General features: G+C 59.6%; 13 protein-coding genes and 1 pseudogene. 11 read left to right on the top strand and 3 right to left on the bottom strand.

Annotated elements, in window-relative coordinates; genetic code table 11:
- Positions 1 to 22: 22 nt before the first annotated feature.
- Positions 23 to 1,255 carry an amidohydrolase family protein gene (locus HB630_RS02465; protein WP_213769835.1) on the bottom strand — a complete coding sequence of 411 codons (1,233 nt, stop codon included), beginning with the start codon at positions 1,253 to 1,255 and terminating at the stop codon, positions 23 to 25.
- 332 nt (positions 1,256 to 1,587) lie between these two features.
- On the opposite strand from HB630_RS02465, the gene HB630_RS02460 reads away from it, so the two are divergent.
- Positions 1,588 to 2,646 carry a YeiH family protein gene (locus HB630_RS02460; protein WP_213769834.1) on the top strand — a complete coding sequence of 353 codons (1,059 nt, stop codon included), beginning with the start codon at positions 1,588 to 1,590 and terminating at the stop codon, positions 2,644 to 2,646.
- Between the two features lie 10 nt (positions 2,647 to 2,656).
- Positions 2,657 to 3,541, top strand: a complete 885-nt coding sequence (locus HB630_RS02455; RefSeq protein WP_213769833.1) for a LysR substrate-binding domain-containing protein — start codon at positions 2,657 to 2,659, stop codon at positions 3,539 to 3,541.
- Between the two features lie 18 nt (positions 3,542 to 3,559).
- Here the strand turns inward: HB630_RS02455 and HB630_RS02450 are convergent, their stop codons facing one another.
- Positions 3,560 to 4,759, bottom strand: coding sequence for a multidrug effflux MFS transporter (locus HB630_RS02450; protein ID WP_346656019.1), 1,200 nt, complete (start codon positions 4,757 to 4,759; stop codon positions 3,560 to 3,562).
- Between the two features lie 738 nt (positions 4,760 to 5,497).
- Between HB630_RS02450 and HB630_RS02445 the strand changes: the two genes are divergently transcribed.
- The 7 genes and pseudogenes from HB630_RS02445 to HB630_RS02415 all read left to right on the top strand — a co-directional run bounded on the left by HB630_RS02445 (position 5,498) and on the right by HB630_RS02415 (position 11,275).
- Positions 5,498 to 5,713 (top strand): hypothetical protein, encoded by a 216-nt coding sequence (locus HB630_RS02445; protein WP_213769832.1) that lies wholly within the window; start codon positions 5,498 to 5,500, stop codon positions 5,711 to 5,713.
- 98 nt (positions 5,714 to 5,811) lie between these two features.
- A complete protein-coding gene (locus HB630_RS02440; RefSeq protein ID WP_213769831.1) occupies positions 5,812 to 6,156 on the top strand; it encodes a helix-turn-helix transcriptional regulator in 345 nt (114 codons plus the stop codon).
- Between the two features lie 11 nt (positions 6,157 to 6,167).
- On the top strand, positions 6,168 to 6,665 hold the full coding sequence (locus tag HB630_RS02435; RefSeq protein WP_213769830.1) for an ArsI/CadI family heavy metal resistance metalloenzyme: 498 nt from the start codon (positions 6,168 to 6,170) through the stop codon (positions 6,663 to 6,665).
- 14 nt (positions 6,666 to 6,679) lie between these two features.
- A pseudogene (gene arsC, locus HB630_RS02430) lies at positions 6,680 to 7,127 on the top strand (arsenate reductase (glutaredoxin)).
- A gap of 237 nt (positions 7,128 to 7,364) precedes the next feature.
- Entirely contained in the window at positions 7,365 to 8,159 is a 795-nt protein-coding gene (locus tag HB630_RS02425) for a hypothetical protein (protein ID WP_213769829.1), read from the top strand.
- Positions 8,160 to 8,358: 199 nt separating this feature from the next.
- On the top strand, positions 8,359 to 9,678 hold the full coding sequence (locus tag HB630_RS02420; RefSeq protein ID WP_213770691.1) for an NAD(P)-binding protein: 1,320 nt from the start codon (positions 8,359 to 8,361) through the stop codon (positions 9,676 to 9,678).
- 451 nt (positions 9,679 to 10,129) lie between these two features.
- Positions 10,130 to 11,275, top strand: a complete 1,146-nt coding sequence (locus HB630_RS02415) for an acyltransferase (RefSeq protein WP_213769828.1) — start codon at positions 10,130 to 10,132, stop codon at positions 11,273 to 11,275.
- 259 nt (positions 11,276 to 11,534) lie between these two features.
- On the opposite strand, the gene HB630_RS02410 is transcribed toward HB630_RS02415, so the two are convergent.
- Positions 11,535 to 11,852: a hypothetical protein gene (locus HB630_RS02410; RefSeq protein ID WP_213769826.1), complete on the bottom strand. Its 318-nt coding sequence runs from the start codon at positions 11,850 to 11,852 to the stop codon at positions 11,535 to 11,537.
- An 851-nt stretch (positions 11,853 to 12,703) separates the two neighbouring features.
- Between HB630_RS02410 and HB630_RS02405 the strand changes: the two genes are divergently transcribed.
- On the top strand, positions 12,704 to 13,771 hold the full coding sequence (locus tag HB630_RS02405; RefSeq protein WP_213769824.1) for a glycosyltransferase family 4 protein: 1,068 nt from the start codon (positions 12,704 to 12,706) through the stop codon (positions 13,769 to 13,771).
- A gap of 50 nt (positions 13,772 to 13,821) precedes the next feature.
- The gene (locus HB630_RS02400) at positions 13,822 to 14,853 is read left to right on the top strand and encodes a glycosyltransferase family A protein (RefSeq protein ID WP_213769823.1); all 1,032 of its coding nucleotides are present in this window, start codon (positions 13,822 to 13,824) and stop codon (positions 14,851 to 14,853) included.
- The last annotated feature ends 28 nt before the right edge of the window (positions 14,854 to 14,881 follow it).

Raw genomic sequence — 14,881 nt, 5'->3', positions numbered from 1 at the left:
TTATCGTGCTCAGTTCACTCACTCAATTCACCGGCGGATAAAGCTGCGAACGCGGACGCGTAAAGGACGTGCGGCCGCGCTTGAGGCCCCATAGCGGCTGGGCCAGCGTCGTGATGACGTCGGCCGGATTGGCAGCATCCAGAGCAACGAGATCGGCCGGTCCGCCAACCCGGATGCCATAATCCGGCAGACGCATCAGCCGCGCGGCCGAACCCGTGATCATGTCGAGGCATCCGGCGAGATCGGCGGGCCGCGATACGTGACAGACATTCGCGTAGAGGTTTGCCATCCGGACCAATGAACCGTCGCCATAGGGCGTGAACGGGTTCAGGACGTTGTTGGTGGAGATCGAGCAGGTCACGCCGGCGGCGCGTAACGGCTCGACGGGCACGACGCCGCGCGGCACTGCATGATCGTGGCTGCGGCCCATGAGGTGAAGGTCGGTCGATGGCAGCACCGTCACCGCAACACCGGCGCTGGCAAGCCGCGCGGCAATGGCGGCAAAGCGATCCGGCGGCAACAGCGACATCTGGGTGACGTGCCCGACAGCCACCCGGCCGCCCCAGCCGAATTCCTCGGTCTTGCGGCAGACATATTCGATCTGCATGCCATCGGTGGTTTCGGCAAGATCCAGATGCATGTCGATCTCGGCATCGAAGTCGCGCGCGATCGCAAAGATGCGGTCTATCTGGCGCGGCGGGTCGGTGTCGAAATACGGAGCCGCGCCGATCGTGCGCGCGCCCCGGCGCAGCCCCTCGATCAGCAGCTCCTCGGTGCCGGGATTGTTGGTCAGTCCTTCCTGCGGGAATACGCACAATTCCAGATCGATCGCCCAAGCATAGTCGCGCGCGAGCTGGCTGATGGCGTCGAAACCGATCATGCCGATGCCGGGATCCAGTTCGACATGGGTGCGCATATGCATCGCGCCATGCGCGATACAACGCTCCAGGGTTTTCTTGCCGCGTGCGTAGACGTCTTCAGCCGTGAAGTTTCGTTTGGCGGCGGCGGTCTCCCGGACCGCTTCCGCAACGGTCCCTTCCTCGATACGGCAGCGATCGAGGATGCAGGTCTTGTCGAGATGGATGTGCGTCTCGATCATGCCGGGGACGACGAGGCAGCCGGCAGCGTCCAGCTCGCGCGCGTCGGCTTGCAGCACGGGGGCTATCGCCACGATGCTGGCGCCCTGAATCCCGATATCGGCGACGCGAAGCTCGTTGTCCTGCAGCAGGCAGGCGTTTCGAATGATGAGGTCCATTAATTCACCGTCGCCGGATATGCGCCCAGATAAGTGTCGCCCGGAGCCGCGAGTTCGGAGACACTTGCCCTCGCCACGCAACCGTCCCCAAGCGGATTATCATCGATCTGGGCCGCAATTCTAAGCAAACGGTATGCCACAACCGCCGACTGTCGGGCGAATGGCCCGGATTTGATATCGGCGGGGAATGAGAGTTCGGCGCCGGTGCGATCGCAACGGCCAAAAAGCGATCGAAAATCGATCTTTATTTTCGATTGAAATAACAGATATAATGAATTTGTTCGATCAAACGGACTCGCCGATCATGGGCCATCTCAATTGGAGTTTAGCCCATGACTGCCCTGTCCCCCGATATTGGCGCCGATGACACAAGCATTAGCCCCCCGGCTGTCGAAGCCAGCCTTCCCTCGGCCTTCGGCATCTGGCCGGGCCTGGCCTTGACGGCGGCGATCGCGGCAATGGCCTTCGCGCTCCGGCAAATTCCGTATGTCTCGACGCTGAGCCCGATCATCCTGTCGATCGCGATCGGCATGACCTTTCATAATTTCGTCGGCACGCCTGCGCTCGCCAAGCCTGGCGTCGCGTTCTCGATGCGGCGCATCCTGCGCTTCTCGATCATCCTGCTCGGGCTGCAGCTCACCGCCTCGCAACTGGTGGAAGTCGGCGGTACCGGACTTGCCATCATCGCAACGACGCTGGTCGCGACCTTCCTGTTCACGGTACAGCTCGGGCGGCTGATCGGCGTCGATCGCAAGCTGGCGCAGCTGATCGCCGCCGGCACCTCGATCTGCGGCGCGTCCGCCGTGATCGCGACCAACACCGTCACCGACGCCCCGGACGAAGACGTCGCTTACGCGGTCGCCTGCGTCACCGTATTCGGTTCGATCGCGATGTTTGCCTATCCGCTGGTGCCTGATTTGCTGCATCTCGATCCGCATGCCTTCGGCCTGTGGTCGGGCGCTTCCATTCACGAGATCGCGCAGGTGGTCGCCGCCGCCTTCCAGGACGGCCGTAGCGCCGGCGAATTCGGCACCATCGCCAAGCTCGCGCGCGTGACCCTGCTGGCGCCCGTCGTGCTGTCGCTCGGATTCATCGCCGCGCGGCAGGCCCGCCACGGCGGCCAATCGACCGCCCGCGTGCCGCTGCCGTGGTTCGTGCTCGGATTCATCGCCCTGGTTGGTATCAACAGCGTAGTTTCCATTCCGGACGGGGCGCGCAGCATGATCGCAACCGTGACCACCTTCCTGCTTGCGATGGCGCTCGCCGCGATGGGGCTCGAGACCGACATCCGCAAGCTTTACGCCAAGGGGCTTCGTCCGCTGCTGCTGGGCGCCGGCGCATTTATCTTCATCTCCGGCTTCAGCCTCGTGCTGATCAAAACCCTGATGTGATGGAGGCGGCGTGACGCTCGAGCAGCTTCGCATCTTTGTCGCTGTCGCCGAACTCGAGCACATGACCCGTGCCGCGCAATCGCTCAACCTCACCCAGTCCGCCACCAGCGCCGCCATCGCGGCGCTGGAATCTCGTTATGCCACCAAGCTCTTCAACCGGATCGGCCGCCGCATCGAACTCACTGACGCCGGACGGCTGTTCGTGGTCGAGGCGCGCGCCGTGCTGGCGCGGGCTGCCGCGGCGGAAACCGTGCTCACCGATCTCGCCGGACTGTCGCTGGGATCGCTGACATTGGCCGCCAGCCAGACCGTCGGCAATTACTGGCTGCCGCCGCTGATCCACCGCTATCAATCGCTGCATCCCGGAATCAAACTGGCTTTCCGCATCGGCAATACCGAACAGGTCGCCGCCTGGGTGATCGAAGGCATTTGCGATCTCGGCCTGATCGAGGGCAACATCGACGAACCGGCGTTGGCGATCCAGCCGATCGCCGACGACGAACTCGTGCTGGTGGTGGGCGCCCGGCATCCGTGGGCGAAGCGCCGCTCGGTCGCGCCGCACGATCTTAGGGCGACACGCTGGGTGTTGCGCGAACGCGGCTCCGGCACCCGCGCCGCGTTTGAATCCGCACTGGCGAAATTCGGCGTGGCCGCGGCCGATCTCGACGTCGCGCTCGAACTGCCGTCGAACGAGGCGGTCCGCTCAGCGGTCGCGGCCGGCGCCGGCGCCACGGTGATCTCGAAACTCGTGGTGACGGCGCTGCTCAAGACCAAATCGCTGGTCGCGCTGGGTCTGCCGCTGGAGAAGCGGCATTTCTCCATCCTCCGTCACAAGGAGCGCTACCTGACCCAGGCCGAGCGGGAATTTTACCGGCTGGCCTCCGGCAAGGCGTGAACGGCTGCGCAGCCGGATTCAATCGCGCGAGCTGCGGATCGCGGTCCAGAAAGAAAATTGAGCCAGCGCACCGGCGACGACCAACACGACGGCGGAGCCCAAAGCCGGCGTCGAGCCCAGGCTTGCGGCCGAGGAACAAATCGCGCCGACTGTCATCTGCATGAAACCGTAGACACCGGATGCCGATCCGATGACTTTCGGATTGACGCTCATGGCTTCCGCAAGCGCAGGTGGGCTTGAGACGCCGACGCCGAACATAAACATGATCATCGAGCCGACGGTGATGGGAACGCTCAGCACGCCGAACAGAACCGCGCCGAGGAAAATGAACGCGCCGGCAACGCTCATCAGATTGCCGCCGATCATTTGCCGGTTGACCGCGACACGTCCCGCGATCCGGCTCGCAACAACGCTGCCGACCCACAAGGCGCCGACGATGATCGCGAGATAAATGCCGACATCTCGGCTCGGCTGACGAAGCTGCTCGGTGAAAATGAACGGCGCAGCGCTGATGAACGCATACATCGACGTCGTCGCGCAGCCGCCGCCGATGGCGTAGCCCAGAAAGGCGCGCGAGGTGATGAGTTGCCGGAAATTCGACCAGAGCTCGCCGGTCCTGCGCGCGTCGCGATGAGTGCTTCGCTGCGGCCCGGTCTCGGGCAGGAGCCTCCAGGTGATCAGGAAATTGATGAGGCCCATCGCGGTCAGCGCGAAGAAGATCGAACGCCATCCGAGCCAAGCCCCAAGCTCCGCTCCCGCCAGCGGCGCAAGGCCCGGACCGACATTGACGATCAGGCTCACGACCGCCAGCCTTCGAGTCGCCTCGTCCACCCCAACGCCGTCACGAACGATGGCCCGGCCCAGCACCAGCCCGGAACAACCGCCAATCGCCTGAAACAGCCGGGCCACCACCAGTATTCTGACATCCGGCGCCAAGGCGGCTACCAGCCCCGCGACGCTGTAGAGCAGTAGTCCAACCAGCAGCACCGGCCGGCGGCCGAATCGATCCGACAACGGGCCGTACAGCAATTGGCCGATCGCCAGCCCCAGGATGTAGATGCTGATCGTGAGTTGCAGCGAGCTCGAACTTGCGGCGAGATCCCTGGCCGCGAGCGGCAGCGCCGGCACGAAGATGTGCATCGCCAGCGTGCCGCTGAAGGTGACTGAGGCTAGAATCCACAGCGGCGCCCGCGGATTGAGCTTACTGGCTCCGCTCACCTGAGACGATCTCGTGAAATCAGACAATCCCGCGAAATGGAGCCGCACGTCGGCCTCGATATCGGCGAAAAATGGGCACTACAAACGAAATCGAAATGATCCTGGGCGACCTTGCCACTAGCCATGGGGGCTAGGGTTAGTGTGTCGCCGCCTTCGTTACCATTGCAAAATACGCAGGGTCGGCTCCGCCTGGCTCAACCCAGTCCTCCGGCAAGAGACAAAACACCAGAATTATTACCGGCGCTGGCCCTCGCGCGTTTGTCTCCCGATGCCTGCTCCAGTAAGCGAGAAACGGAGCCCGGCTGGGATGGGCAGTGCGGGTTCACCCGATCATTTCGATCAAGCCCGCTGCCCCAAATCTGGCCACGACCTCCAACGATTCCGAAACTTGCACTGCGGGCAAATATGTCTATCACCTGCGGCGCCGACCGCCTCCGAAAGGAGGCCTCCTAAAATGTGCGAGAACTTGCCAGCCTTAAACCCGGCTTGCCCGATCGGGCCTCGACTTTAAGCGCGGCTATTTTTGAACGCCAATCGATCCACGATTTGCTCCCTGCCTTGCTTTGTTGATCTCGTTTTTATTTAAAGGCGCTTTTTCCCCGAATGTGACGACGGCTCCGCTTCTGTCACAAAGCGTGAAGAACGCCGCCAAACCGGGATGGCGCAAATCCCGCGCAATGGCACGAAGCCTGCATTGGTGAATTCAACCGGGTAGTTCCCTCATGAATGAAGGTCACCATGCTTGTTACTCTCGTCGCCGTTCTCTGCAATGGCCAGCTCTGCCAGGAGAAAGTCGTCACCACCAGTGAACAGTCGGGCATCACCATGACGGCCTGCCAGGCCAACGCGCAAATGGGCATTGCCGAATGGCTCGCCAACGGCCCGTACCGCGAATGGAAGTTGCAGGGCTATAAATGCGTCCTCGGCAAATACATTCCCAAAGACGCCGCATGAGCTCGCGCGCCGGATCCTTCCGCAGGTAGATCGCGTCACTTCGATCGCCATTGAAATAACCATTGACGAATGGCTATCATTTCCATATTCGTTGAAATATGGAAAAGATAAATGTCGTTGCCGCCCTGGCCGCGCTCGCCCAGGACAATCGTCTCGATGTGTTTCGGCTGCTCGTGCAGGCCGGCCCCGAGGGCATGCCGGCCGGCGCTGTCGCCGAAGCGCTGGACCTCGCCCCCAACACGCTGACGTTTCACTTCGATCGGCTGCGAACGGCCGGGCTTGTCAGCGTGCGCCGCGACGGCCGCTCCATGATCTACGCGGCCCAATTCGAAAAGATGAATGAGCTGCTCCGCTTCCTGACCGAAAACTGCTGCGGCGGCGCGCCATGCGCTCCCGCCGCCATCTGCAAACCTTCGCGCAAGCGCGCCAAAGTGCCAGCCTGAAAGGACACACCATGAAACGACTGCATGTTCACGTCTCCGTCGAGGATCTTCCGCATTCCATCGGGTTTTACTCGGCGCTGTTTGCCGCCGACCCGGCGGTCGTGAAACCCGATTATGCGAAATGGATGCTCGACGATCCGCGGGTCAATTTCGCCATCTCGACGCGCGGCCGCCAGGCCGGCCTCGACCATCTCGGCATCCAGGCGGAAAACACCGATGAATTGCATGAGATCTATGCCCGCTTGCGCCAGGCTGGCGGCAACGTCATCGAGCAGGGCGCGACCGCCTGCTGCTACGCCACATCCGAAAAATCCTGGATCGACGACCCCGCCGGAATTGCATGGGAGACCTTCCACACGACAGGCGAAAGCACGACCTATGGCGATGGCTCCGGCGAAAACCGGGCGCGCGTCGCCCATGAAAAAATCGCCGGAGGGAAAATCGCCAATGAGAAGGAAGGCGCTTGCTGCGTGCCGCAACCGGCGGCCAAAGCCTCGGCCTGCTGCTGACGGCGGGCAACCGAATGGACGTTGTCATCTACCACAATCCCGATTGCGGAACGTCGAGGAATACGCTCGGCATGATCCGCAACGCCGGGATCGAGCCGCACGTCATCGAATATCTCAAAACGCCGCCGGCGCGCGCCATGCTCCAGCAACTGATCGCACGCATGAACATCAGCGTGCGCGCCCTGCTCCGGGAGAAAGGCACGCCGTTCCGAGAATTGGGGCTGGGCGATCCAGCACTAAGCGACGACGCGCTTCTGGATGCGATGGCGGCGCATCCCGATCCTCATCAACCGGCCCATCGTCGTCACGCCCAATGGCGTGCGGCTCTGCCGGCCATCGGAAAAAATCATCGAATTGCTGCCGCCGCAACGCGGTGACTTCGTCAAGGAAGACGGCGAACGCGTCACCGACCTGCGCAACCGGACACTAGTACAGTCGGGCGATATGCCAGGGATATCCTGAATCGGTTTGACGGCATCGCGAGATGCAGTTGTGTCGCAATCGATCGGTTGTGAACCGGATCGCGCTTCGCGTGCAAAAAGAATCCAAAAATAAAAATTGCAGGGTTCCACGCGATCGAGAGCTTTTTATACGGCAAGCAAATGCTTCGGAGCAGTCAGACGCGCAAACATCCTTGACGATAGTTGGAGTTTCGCCTTCAATCCTTTGGCCAACGGCGCTGGATGAACGGAGCATCTCATGACTTCCGAAATCGTCCTTTCAGCAGATGCTGCCCAGCCACTTGATCACCGCGAGTCCCTTGGCCTTCACCTGACTTCCGATGGCAACGGATTATCGGAGACGGAGATTGCCTCACTCGTTCAGGATATTGAACGGGATGGGTATGCCGTCCTTACCCAATATATTTCGCAGGCCGATCTGGACGCTCTCCTTCGTTTCGTGAGAGATGCGGTAGCGGCGGCGGGCAACCGGTACGTCGCGCTGAGCGGTCCGGAGCCCGTGGCCGAAACTGTGCTCGGGAAGATGACGGAATCGCCGACGCTCAAACAGCTTTGCGCGCGCATCTATGAAAGCGCAACTTCCAGGCCCGCGCCGGATCAGCCCTATTATCAAATTCTGCGATGCCTGACCGGAGACTTCGGCCGCAAACATTCGATGAATTTTCACTTCGACTCCTACGTTCTGACCCTGCTGCTCCCGATAGAAGTTCCCGCCGGCAACGACAGCGGCGAGCTGATCGTATTGCCGAATGTTCGGAGCGTCAGGCGCTGGTATGCGGCGAACCTGATCGACAAGGTCCTGCTCGACAATCCCATGACCCAGCGGATTCTCCGCGCAATGGCAAAGTTGCATCCGGAGCGATTTGTGCGCATCCCGATGGTTCCGGCAAACCTCTACTTCTTCTGGGGCTATCGATCGATCCATACCAACGCACCTTGTGATGCTGACAAGATCCGGGCCACAGCCCTCTTCCACTATGGAGACCCACACCACGACAGCAAATTGAAGAAGTGGCTGCGCCGGTCACATTGAAGGCGACAGCCCGATCGGGGCGTCGCCTTGCCCCAAACGCACGGCGATACGTTTGATATCGAACCGTCGGATCGTGCCGCTTCTCGTGCGGACCCACGCGGTCATGCCAGATCGAAGCCAACTTTCCCTTTCCACACAATAAATTTGCCGTTACCAATTGGTGGGCTGTGGTTTCGATGGGGGTGATCCGATGCTCGGCATGGAAGCCGCGGCTAGGAACTTGACGGGAGCGACAGAACACTACGAAGCGATTGTGCTGGGCGCAGGTATCACTGGTCTGGTGTCCGCATCGGTGTTGTTGGCTCAAGGCTGCCGGCGCATCCTCGTCGCCGACACTTACAATCATGTCGGGGGTAATCATATCGACTGGTCGACCGGCGATTACACCTTTGATGCCGGCAGTTTTATTTTCCAGGATGACTCGCCTTTGCTCCGGCATTTCCCGGAGTTGCTGCCCCGGTACATGGTGATCTTTCCCGACTGGGGCAGATTAAATCCGCAAGGCGTCGTGACCTCGTATCCGATCTCCGTGAAAGACGACATTTTGGGCGCCGGCCCGATGGGATGGATTCGCATATTTTCCTCGGTTCTCTATGCGCGCCTGTTTCAAAGGAAAATACGCAACGCCAAGGAATTCGCCCGGTATTGGATCGGCGGTTACTTGCTTCATAGGTCGGGTCTGGAATCCTACATGAAGCGGTTTTATGGCGTGCCGCCAGACGAGATTGATATCCAATTGGCGCAGAAGCGGATGCTCTGGATCAGCGAACATGCATCGGTGGCGAACCTGGTCCGCCGCTTATTGCCCCCGCGGCGTCAACAGAAGGGACCGACCAACCAGCAATTGATCCGTCCCAAACAAGGCTTCAGTCATCTCTACAAGGCTGCCACCGAACGGCTGGAACAAGGCGGAGCCACGTTTCTTCTGGGAGCGACCTTTCAAACTCTCGAGAGAAACGAAAAGACCTTTTTCCTTCACGTAAACGACCGGACGATTTCGTCCGACCGCGTGATATCGACGATCCCGGTCAACCATGTCGGGGCGATGTGCGGGTTCAAATCAGAACAATTGAGCAGCGTGACACTATTGAGCCTGTTCTTCAGTTTTTCCGGACAACGGGGTTTCACCCAGTCCATCCTCTATAACTTCTCGCACCAAGGCGCGTGGAAGCGTCTCACGATGCACTCGGATTTCTATGGCCACGCGAACGGCCGCGACTATTTTGCGGTCGAGGTCATTGCCGCCGATGTCGATTTTTCGGCCGAGCTCGGCGAACAGAACTTCAGGAACCATGTTCAAGCCGCGGGCCTGTTCGACGGCGATCTGAAGCTGGAAGGCAGCATGCTTCTCGAAAACGCCTATCCGATCTACAGCAAGCAATCCGGCGCACGCGCGGCTGAAACAATCCGCGCGCTTGAACATTTCGGCATTGAATCTTTCGGACGCCAGGGAGGCTTCGACTATCAGCCTACCGCCAGGGTATCCACGATAGAGGCCGAGACCGCATTAAGTCGCTGATATTTTAGCTCGTCGACCGTCGAACGACGTCGAGACCGAATTCATCCCCACCGGAACCAACGCAAATCGAACTGCGGTATCGGGTGCTGAGCACGCGGCATCATATTGTTGAACAACGCAGAATATGGGTGAACGGCACTTGGCCCCGGACCCCTTTGAGGCAGGCACGGACGAATTCAAAATTTCACCGGCATTGTGACGTTTTTAAGCCTGCTATTGAGACGATGATTTTCGTCAATGCCGGTGATACACGGATCCGCTTTGGCCCAGGCAACCGCAGCACGGGAAAGTGAGATGCCCAGATCTCCGGGATGTCAATAAAGTCGAACATGATCGATTGCCGATCGAGGCAAATGCTCGACATAAAAAGTTTTCAGGTTGGGTGGAAAGGCAAAGAGCAACATTGTGTTGCTCGATTGAAATAACCAAACCTTTTGCAGCAGCTAGACCCATGTCGAAACCCGATTCCAGCCGGATCGATGGCCTCGACTCTCTCCGCGGCTTGGCCGCTGCCGTCGTCTTGGTTCATCATTGTTATTTTATATTAAGGCGATCGGACACCGGATGGCTGAGCGACATTCGCTTCAGCCCTCTCCGCTTGTTCATCGCCGGTCATGCCGCCGTCATTGTCTTCTTTGTCCTTAGCGGCTTCGTGCTTGCACTTCCCCAAGCTTCAAAACAGATCCATGCATTCGACTTCATCGTGCGCCGAACCTGTCGAATATACATCCCGTTCGCCGCGGCTATTTTTCTTTCCGCCGCGATCGTCATTTTCGTTCCCAGAACCGATTTGATACCCGGCGCCGGAGAAGGATTGAATTTCCCCTGGCCGCATCAGTTGAATCCATCCGTTGTCGCCGGTCACCTCTTGATGCTCGGCACAACCCAGGATGTCGAACTCGATCCGCCGATCTGGAGCCTCGTTCACGAATACAGGATTTCGCTGATATTCCTCGTGCTTTTGTGGTGTATCCGGCGGCGGCCCGTGATCACGCTCGCCACGACTGTTGCCGCCGCGATAGCCGCGGCTGCCGGGCTGGTTGCAACAGGAGATGCCGATGACGGCGTCGTCATTACATCGGGAACCGTGATTGGATCCTTGTTGATCACGTTGCGATATTTACCGCTGTTTATTATCGGCGCATACATGGCCCTGGACAAAAGGGTGATTGCCGCATCGCGTGCTATCTCGCCTGCCATCAGGTTTTTCCTCATGTTGGCAGGTGCTGTCCTTTTATCCGGGCCAAGCGTGCCGGTTTGGTCCGACATCCCGCTCACAGTAGGCGCGATCATGCTGACCTTCGTCCTCGTGTCAGGATGGCAACCGTTCTTTCTTAAAGCGAAAGTCTCGCGGTGGTTGGGGCGCGTCTCGTTCAGTCTTTATTTGGTGCATGTGCCGATCATCATCGCTTCCTGCTTTTTGTTGACGAGCATCATGCCTGTCGAAGCCGCGGTCTTGCTGGGAGCCTGCCTTTCTCTCCTGGGTGCCCAGTTCATGTATGTAACGGTCGAAGCCAACGCACATAAGCTCGGCAAATATCTCGGGAACATCATACAAAAAGCGTCACCTAAAAAGGTCACGCCGATACAGTCGTAACGATGGATCACAAGCCGGACGAACTTCGGCGATTTCCTTAAGTCCAACGCCAGCTTAGGGCGAGCTCCACGGTGTTTTCGAGCGAAGTGAATTCCGGTTCGCGTGAAGAAAAAGGCGTGAAAACAAAATGTTAGAGCCCGGTTTTGACTCAATCAAAATCGATAAGGCTCTACTGAAGCCGCATTGAATGAAGCTGTCTTGCAAGATGCAGGAACACCCAAGGCGACGTGTCCCATCGCTCCACGGATGCAAAAGTGCGTCAGCCGTCCCGAAGATGTTCTGTTTCCGGTTTGGAGAAAGAAACCGGCTTGCGCTGAACGACAGAGAAGATCATCCGGCTGACCAATCCCAGAAAATAGCTGCCCTGGAGAATTACCTGCGAGACGATGATCGCCAATATGGTGCCCGAGACGCCATAATCACGGGAAAATGCGAAGGCCAGTGAAATCACCAATAATAACGTGACGGCCCCCAACAGAAACCGCAAGCGGAAGACCAAGCCGATAGCCACCCCCAATATCGCAAGTACGATGGCGGCGTATCCCATCCGGCAGCCCTCCTCGTCAGCAACGGTCAACGTCCACGCCCGCTATCCGGAAGCTAAGGCCCACAACCCACACCACCGGAAACCTCGTCCACTCAACCGCATTATCCTGTCCCAGCTCGCCGAGCGGAATCCGATCGACTGGAACACGGAGTTTCATCAAGTTCCATAAAAAAACGCCAAAAATTCCAATGAGCACCGCTGGCTTTGTGGGAAACCGGCAATTTGTCGGCGGGCATGTGGTAATATGTAACCGTCCGCTTATCGACTTAACATCGAATTTTATTCTCCGTCGTTTGGTGCCATGAATTTTCGCCAGCGAACGTACCCAGCCACCGAAACGCCTTCAGGTTGCAATCGCCGCTGCATTACAGCTTGATATTGTCACATTCGAAAAGAGCTTTTTCGTCAACGCGGCCGGCTCGTTTAGGTTCATTGCCAATGCTGATATCGCGGCGAACCATAATCCACGTTCGAGAGACCAACATTCTTCGGCTGCGACCCGCACAATCGGGTCGTAGGCGATCGTCGGCCTTTATCGACTCTGCCCGGATCTTGCCTCAAGTGATGGAGATCACGCGAATGCCCCGGCTCTCAATCATATCGGCGGGCCGGAAGTCCGACATTCGGAACACTCGAAAATACGCGACGCCACACGGCTCCGGCGAAAACATCTTCGTGCGACCGGGCGACATCGTGCCCGTCACGCATGACGCGATGTCGCAGAGCCGCGCGGCTGGCCTTGCCGACGCGCAACACCCCGGACAACGCTTGAATGGAGATCGTGATTGTTGCAAGCTGAACGCCGTGTTCAAAGGTTCAGACTTGCCTCGTAGAAGCTGGCCTTCATATCGTTCGAAAGTCCGGATGCGACAGGTCGTACGATGCGCATCTTGCAGTTGTTGAATCATACCAGGCGCCTGAACGGACATGTTCATGCCGCGGTCGATCTCGCCTGCGCCCAGACCAAACTGGGTCACAGCGTTGCGATGGCAAGCGGCGGCGGCGATTTCGACGCGCTGCTTGCGGCCAACCACGTCGAAACCATGCTGGTGAATCACGAGCGCCGGCCTGTAACACTCGTCAAAGGATTGGGAACGCTCTATCGCCTGGCTCGCGGTTGGAAGGCGGAGGTCGTGCATGCCCATATGATGACGAGCGCGGTTTTGGCCTGGCCCGTCTGCAAAGCGCTCGGCATCCCGCTGATCACGACCGTTCACAACGAGTTTGAAAAAGGCTCGATCCTGATGGGCCTCGGCACTCGCGTGATCGCCGTGAGCGCGGCCGTGGGCCGGTCGATGCAAAAGCGGGGAATTTCCAAATCCCGGCTCGATGTCATCTTGAACGGAACCATCGGAGCGGCCCGGTTCGACGGCAAGGATCGGACGCCGCGCCGTCTCAATTTTCCCGCCATCATTTTTGTGGGCGGCCAGCATCCCCGGAAGGGCATCCCGGATCTGCTGGCCGCATTCGACACCGTTTACGACAAGCACCCCGAAACGCGGCTATATCTCCTTGGCGATGGTCCGCACCTCGACGCGTATATGAGTCAAGCCAACGCGATGAAATGCGCAAGCGCCGTCACCTTCATGGGAGCCCAGGACGATCCGTTTCCCTTCCTCTTGGGAGCCGACATCTTCGTGCTGCCCTCGCATGCCGACCCGGCGCCGCTCGTGTTGTCGGAGGCGCGCGAGGCCGGCTGCGCGATCCTCGCAACGGATGTGGATGGAATTCCCGAACTGCTGGAATACGGAAAGGCGGGCATTCTCATCCCCGCGCGGGACCCGCCCAGACTGGCGGAAGCGCTGTGCTCGCTGCTTGAGAACGGGGAAGCTCTTCAGGAATGGAAGCAGAAGAGCCAATTCAACATCGAGCAATTGCGCATCGATCGGGTCGCTCGCCAGACGCTGGAGGTTTACGCAGCCGCCCGCCGGCAAGTTCACCCGACATGACCAGATCTGACATCGGGAACGATCCGCGGGCCCCCCTGGCGAAACCTGTCATGCCTGACAGTCCAAAGCTCGCGGTCATTATCTCCTGCTATAATTATGAATCCTTCGTCGGGCACGCGATCAGAAGCGTCATCGCTCAAGGCCGTGATGATTGCGAACTCGTCGTTGTCGACGACGGATCGACTGACGGCTCCTGGGACGAGATCGGCCGCTTCGGCGTAACCGCCTTCAAGATCGACAACGGCGGCCAACGGGCCGCCTGCCTGTTCGGCCTCGACCGGACCCGGGCACCATTCATTCTGTTCCTTGACGCCGACGACGAGCTCAAGCCCGGCTCGCTTGCCGCCATCATCGACCGGCTGGATCCGGATGTTGCCAAGCTTCAGTTCGCCCTGACACCCATCGATGCGGACAGCCATCGGATCGGCGGCGCGGCTTCGCCGCTCGAGGCGTTCCGGGATCGCGACGGGCTCGCCCGGCATGTGTTCCGAACCGGCGTCTACAAGACTCCGCCAACTTCCGGGAACGTATTTCGCCGGGATCTGTGCGAATTGCTTCGGGAAGCCGATTACGACAAGGCCGTCGACGGCGTCATTCTGTTCGCCGCACCGTTAATGGGTGACGTTGTCAGCCTCTCCGAGGAACTCGGATGCTACCGCATCCACGGCAATAACGATTCCGGCCTCGGAAGCGGACCTGACGCCGCCCTCCTCGAGCGTGACATCAATCGCTTCCTCGCGAGGATGGCGCATCTGCGCATGATCGTGGCGCGGTTGACGCCAGACCGGGAATTGGTAGACCCGCGCGACGCATTCTATTTTCGCGAACGCAAACTGTGCCTCGATATCATGTCAGGACAACGGCCGCGGCTGACCGCGCTGCCGGGGCTGCTTTCCAGGCTCGCGGATGAACCCCATTCGGCGAAGCACAAGCTCGCCATGGCAGCGTTCTTTGTTCTTTCCTCGGTGCTTCCAAACGACAGGGCCAAGGCGCTGCTCGCGTATCGGCTGAAGCGGGGACAGCGCTCCGCGCTCGGCTTTGCAAGAGAGATCGTCGGATGGAGCGCGCCGCTCCGGAACTGATCCGGCGTCGACACGCTACAACACCCTG

Source organism: Bradyrhizobium sp. dw_78 (assembly GCF_018449525.1).
In the GTDB taxonomy this organism is placed as follows: domain Bacteria; phylum Pseudomonadota; class Alphaproteobacteria; order Rhizobiales; family Xanthobacteraceae; genus Bradyrhizobium.
This window is presented reverse-complemented; position numbering and strand designations above follow the sequence as displayed.

Coding starts and splice junctions, on each gene's coding strand:
- HB630_RS02465 (WP_213769835.1), bottom strand. CDS start 1,255: ATGGACCTCATCATTCGAAACGCCTGCCTGCTGCAGGACAACGAGCTT.
- HB630_RS02460 (WP_213769834.1), top strand. CDS start 1,588: ATGACTGCCCTGTCCCCCGATATTGGCGCCGATGACACAAGCATTAGC.
- HB630_RS02445 (WP_213769832.1), top strand. CDS start 5,498: ATGCTTGTTACTCTCGTCGCCGTTCTCTGCAATGGCCAGCTCTGCCAG.
- HB630_RS02435 (WP_213769830.1), top strand. CDS start 6,168: ATGAAACGACTGCATGTTCACGTCTCCGTCGAGGATCTTCCGCATTCC.
- HB630_RS02405 (WP_213769824.1), top strand. CDS start 12,704: ATGCGCATCTTGCAGTTGTTGAATCATACCAGGCGCCTGAACGGACAT.
- HB630_RS02425 (WP_213769829.1), top strand. CDS start 7,365: ATGACTTCCGAAATCGTCCTTTCAGCAGATGCTGCCCAGCCACTTGAT.
- HB630_RS02420 (WP_213770691.1), top strand. CDS start 8,359: ATGGAAGCCGCGGCTAGGAACTTGACGGGAGCGACAGAACACTACGAA.
- HB630_RS02400 (WP_213769823.1), top strand. CDS start 13,822: ATGCCTGACAGTCCAAAGCTCGCGGTCATTATCTCCTGCTATAATTAT.
- HB630_RS02440 (WP_213769831.1), top strand. CDS start 5,812: ATGGAAAAGATAAATGTCGTTGCCGCCCTGGCCGCGCTCGCCCAGGAC.
- HB630_RS02415 (WP_213769828.1), top strand. CDS start 10,130: ATGTCGAAACCCGATTCCAGCCGGATCGATGGCCTCGACTCTCTCCGC.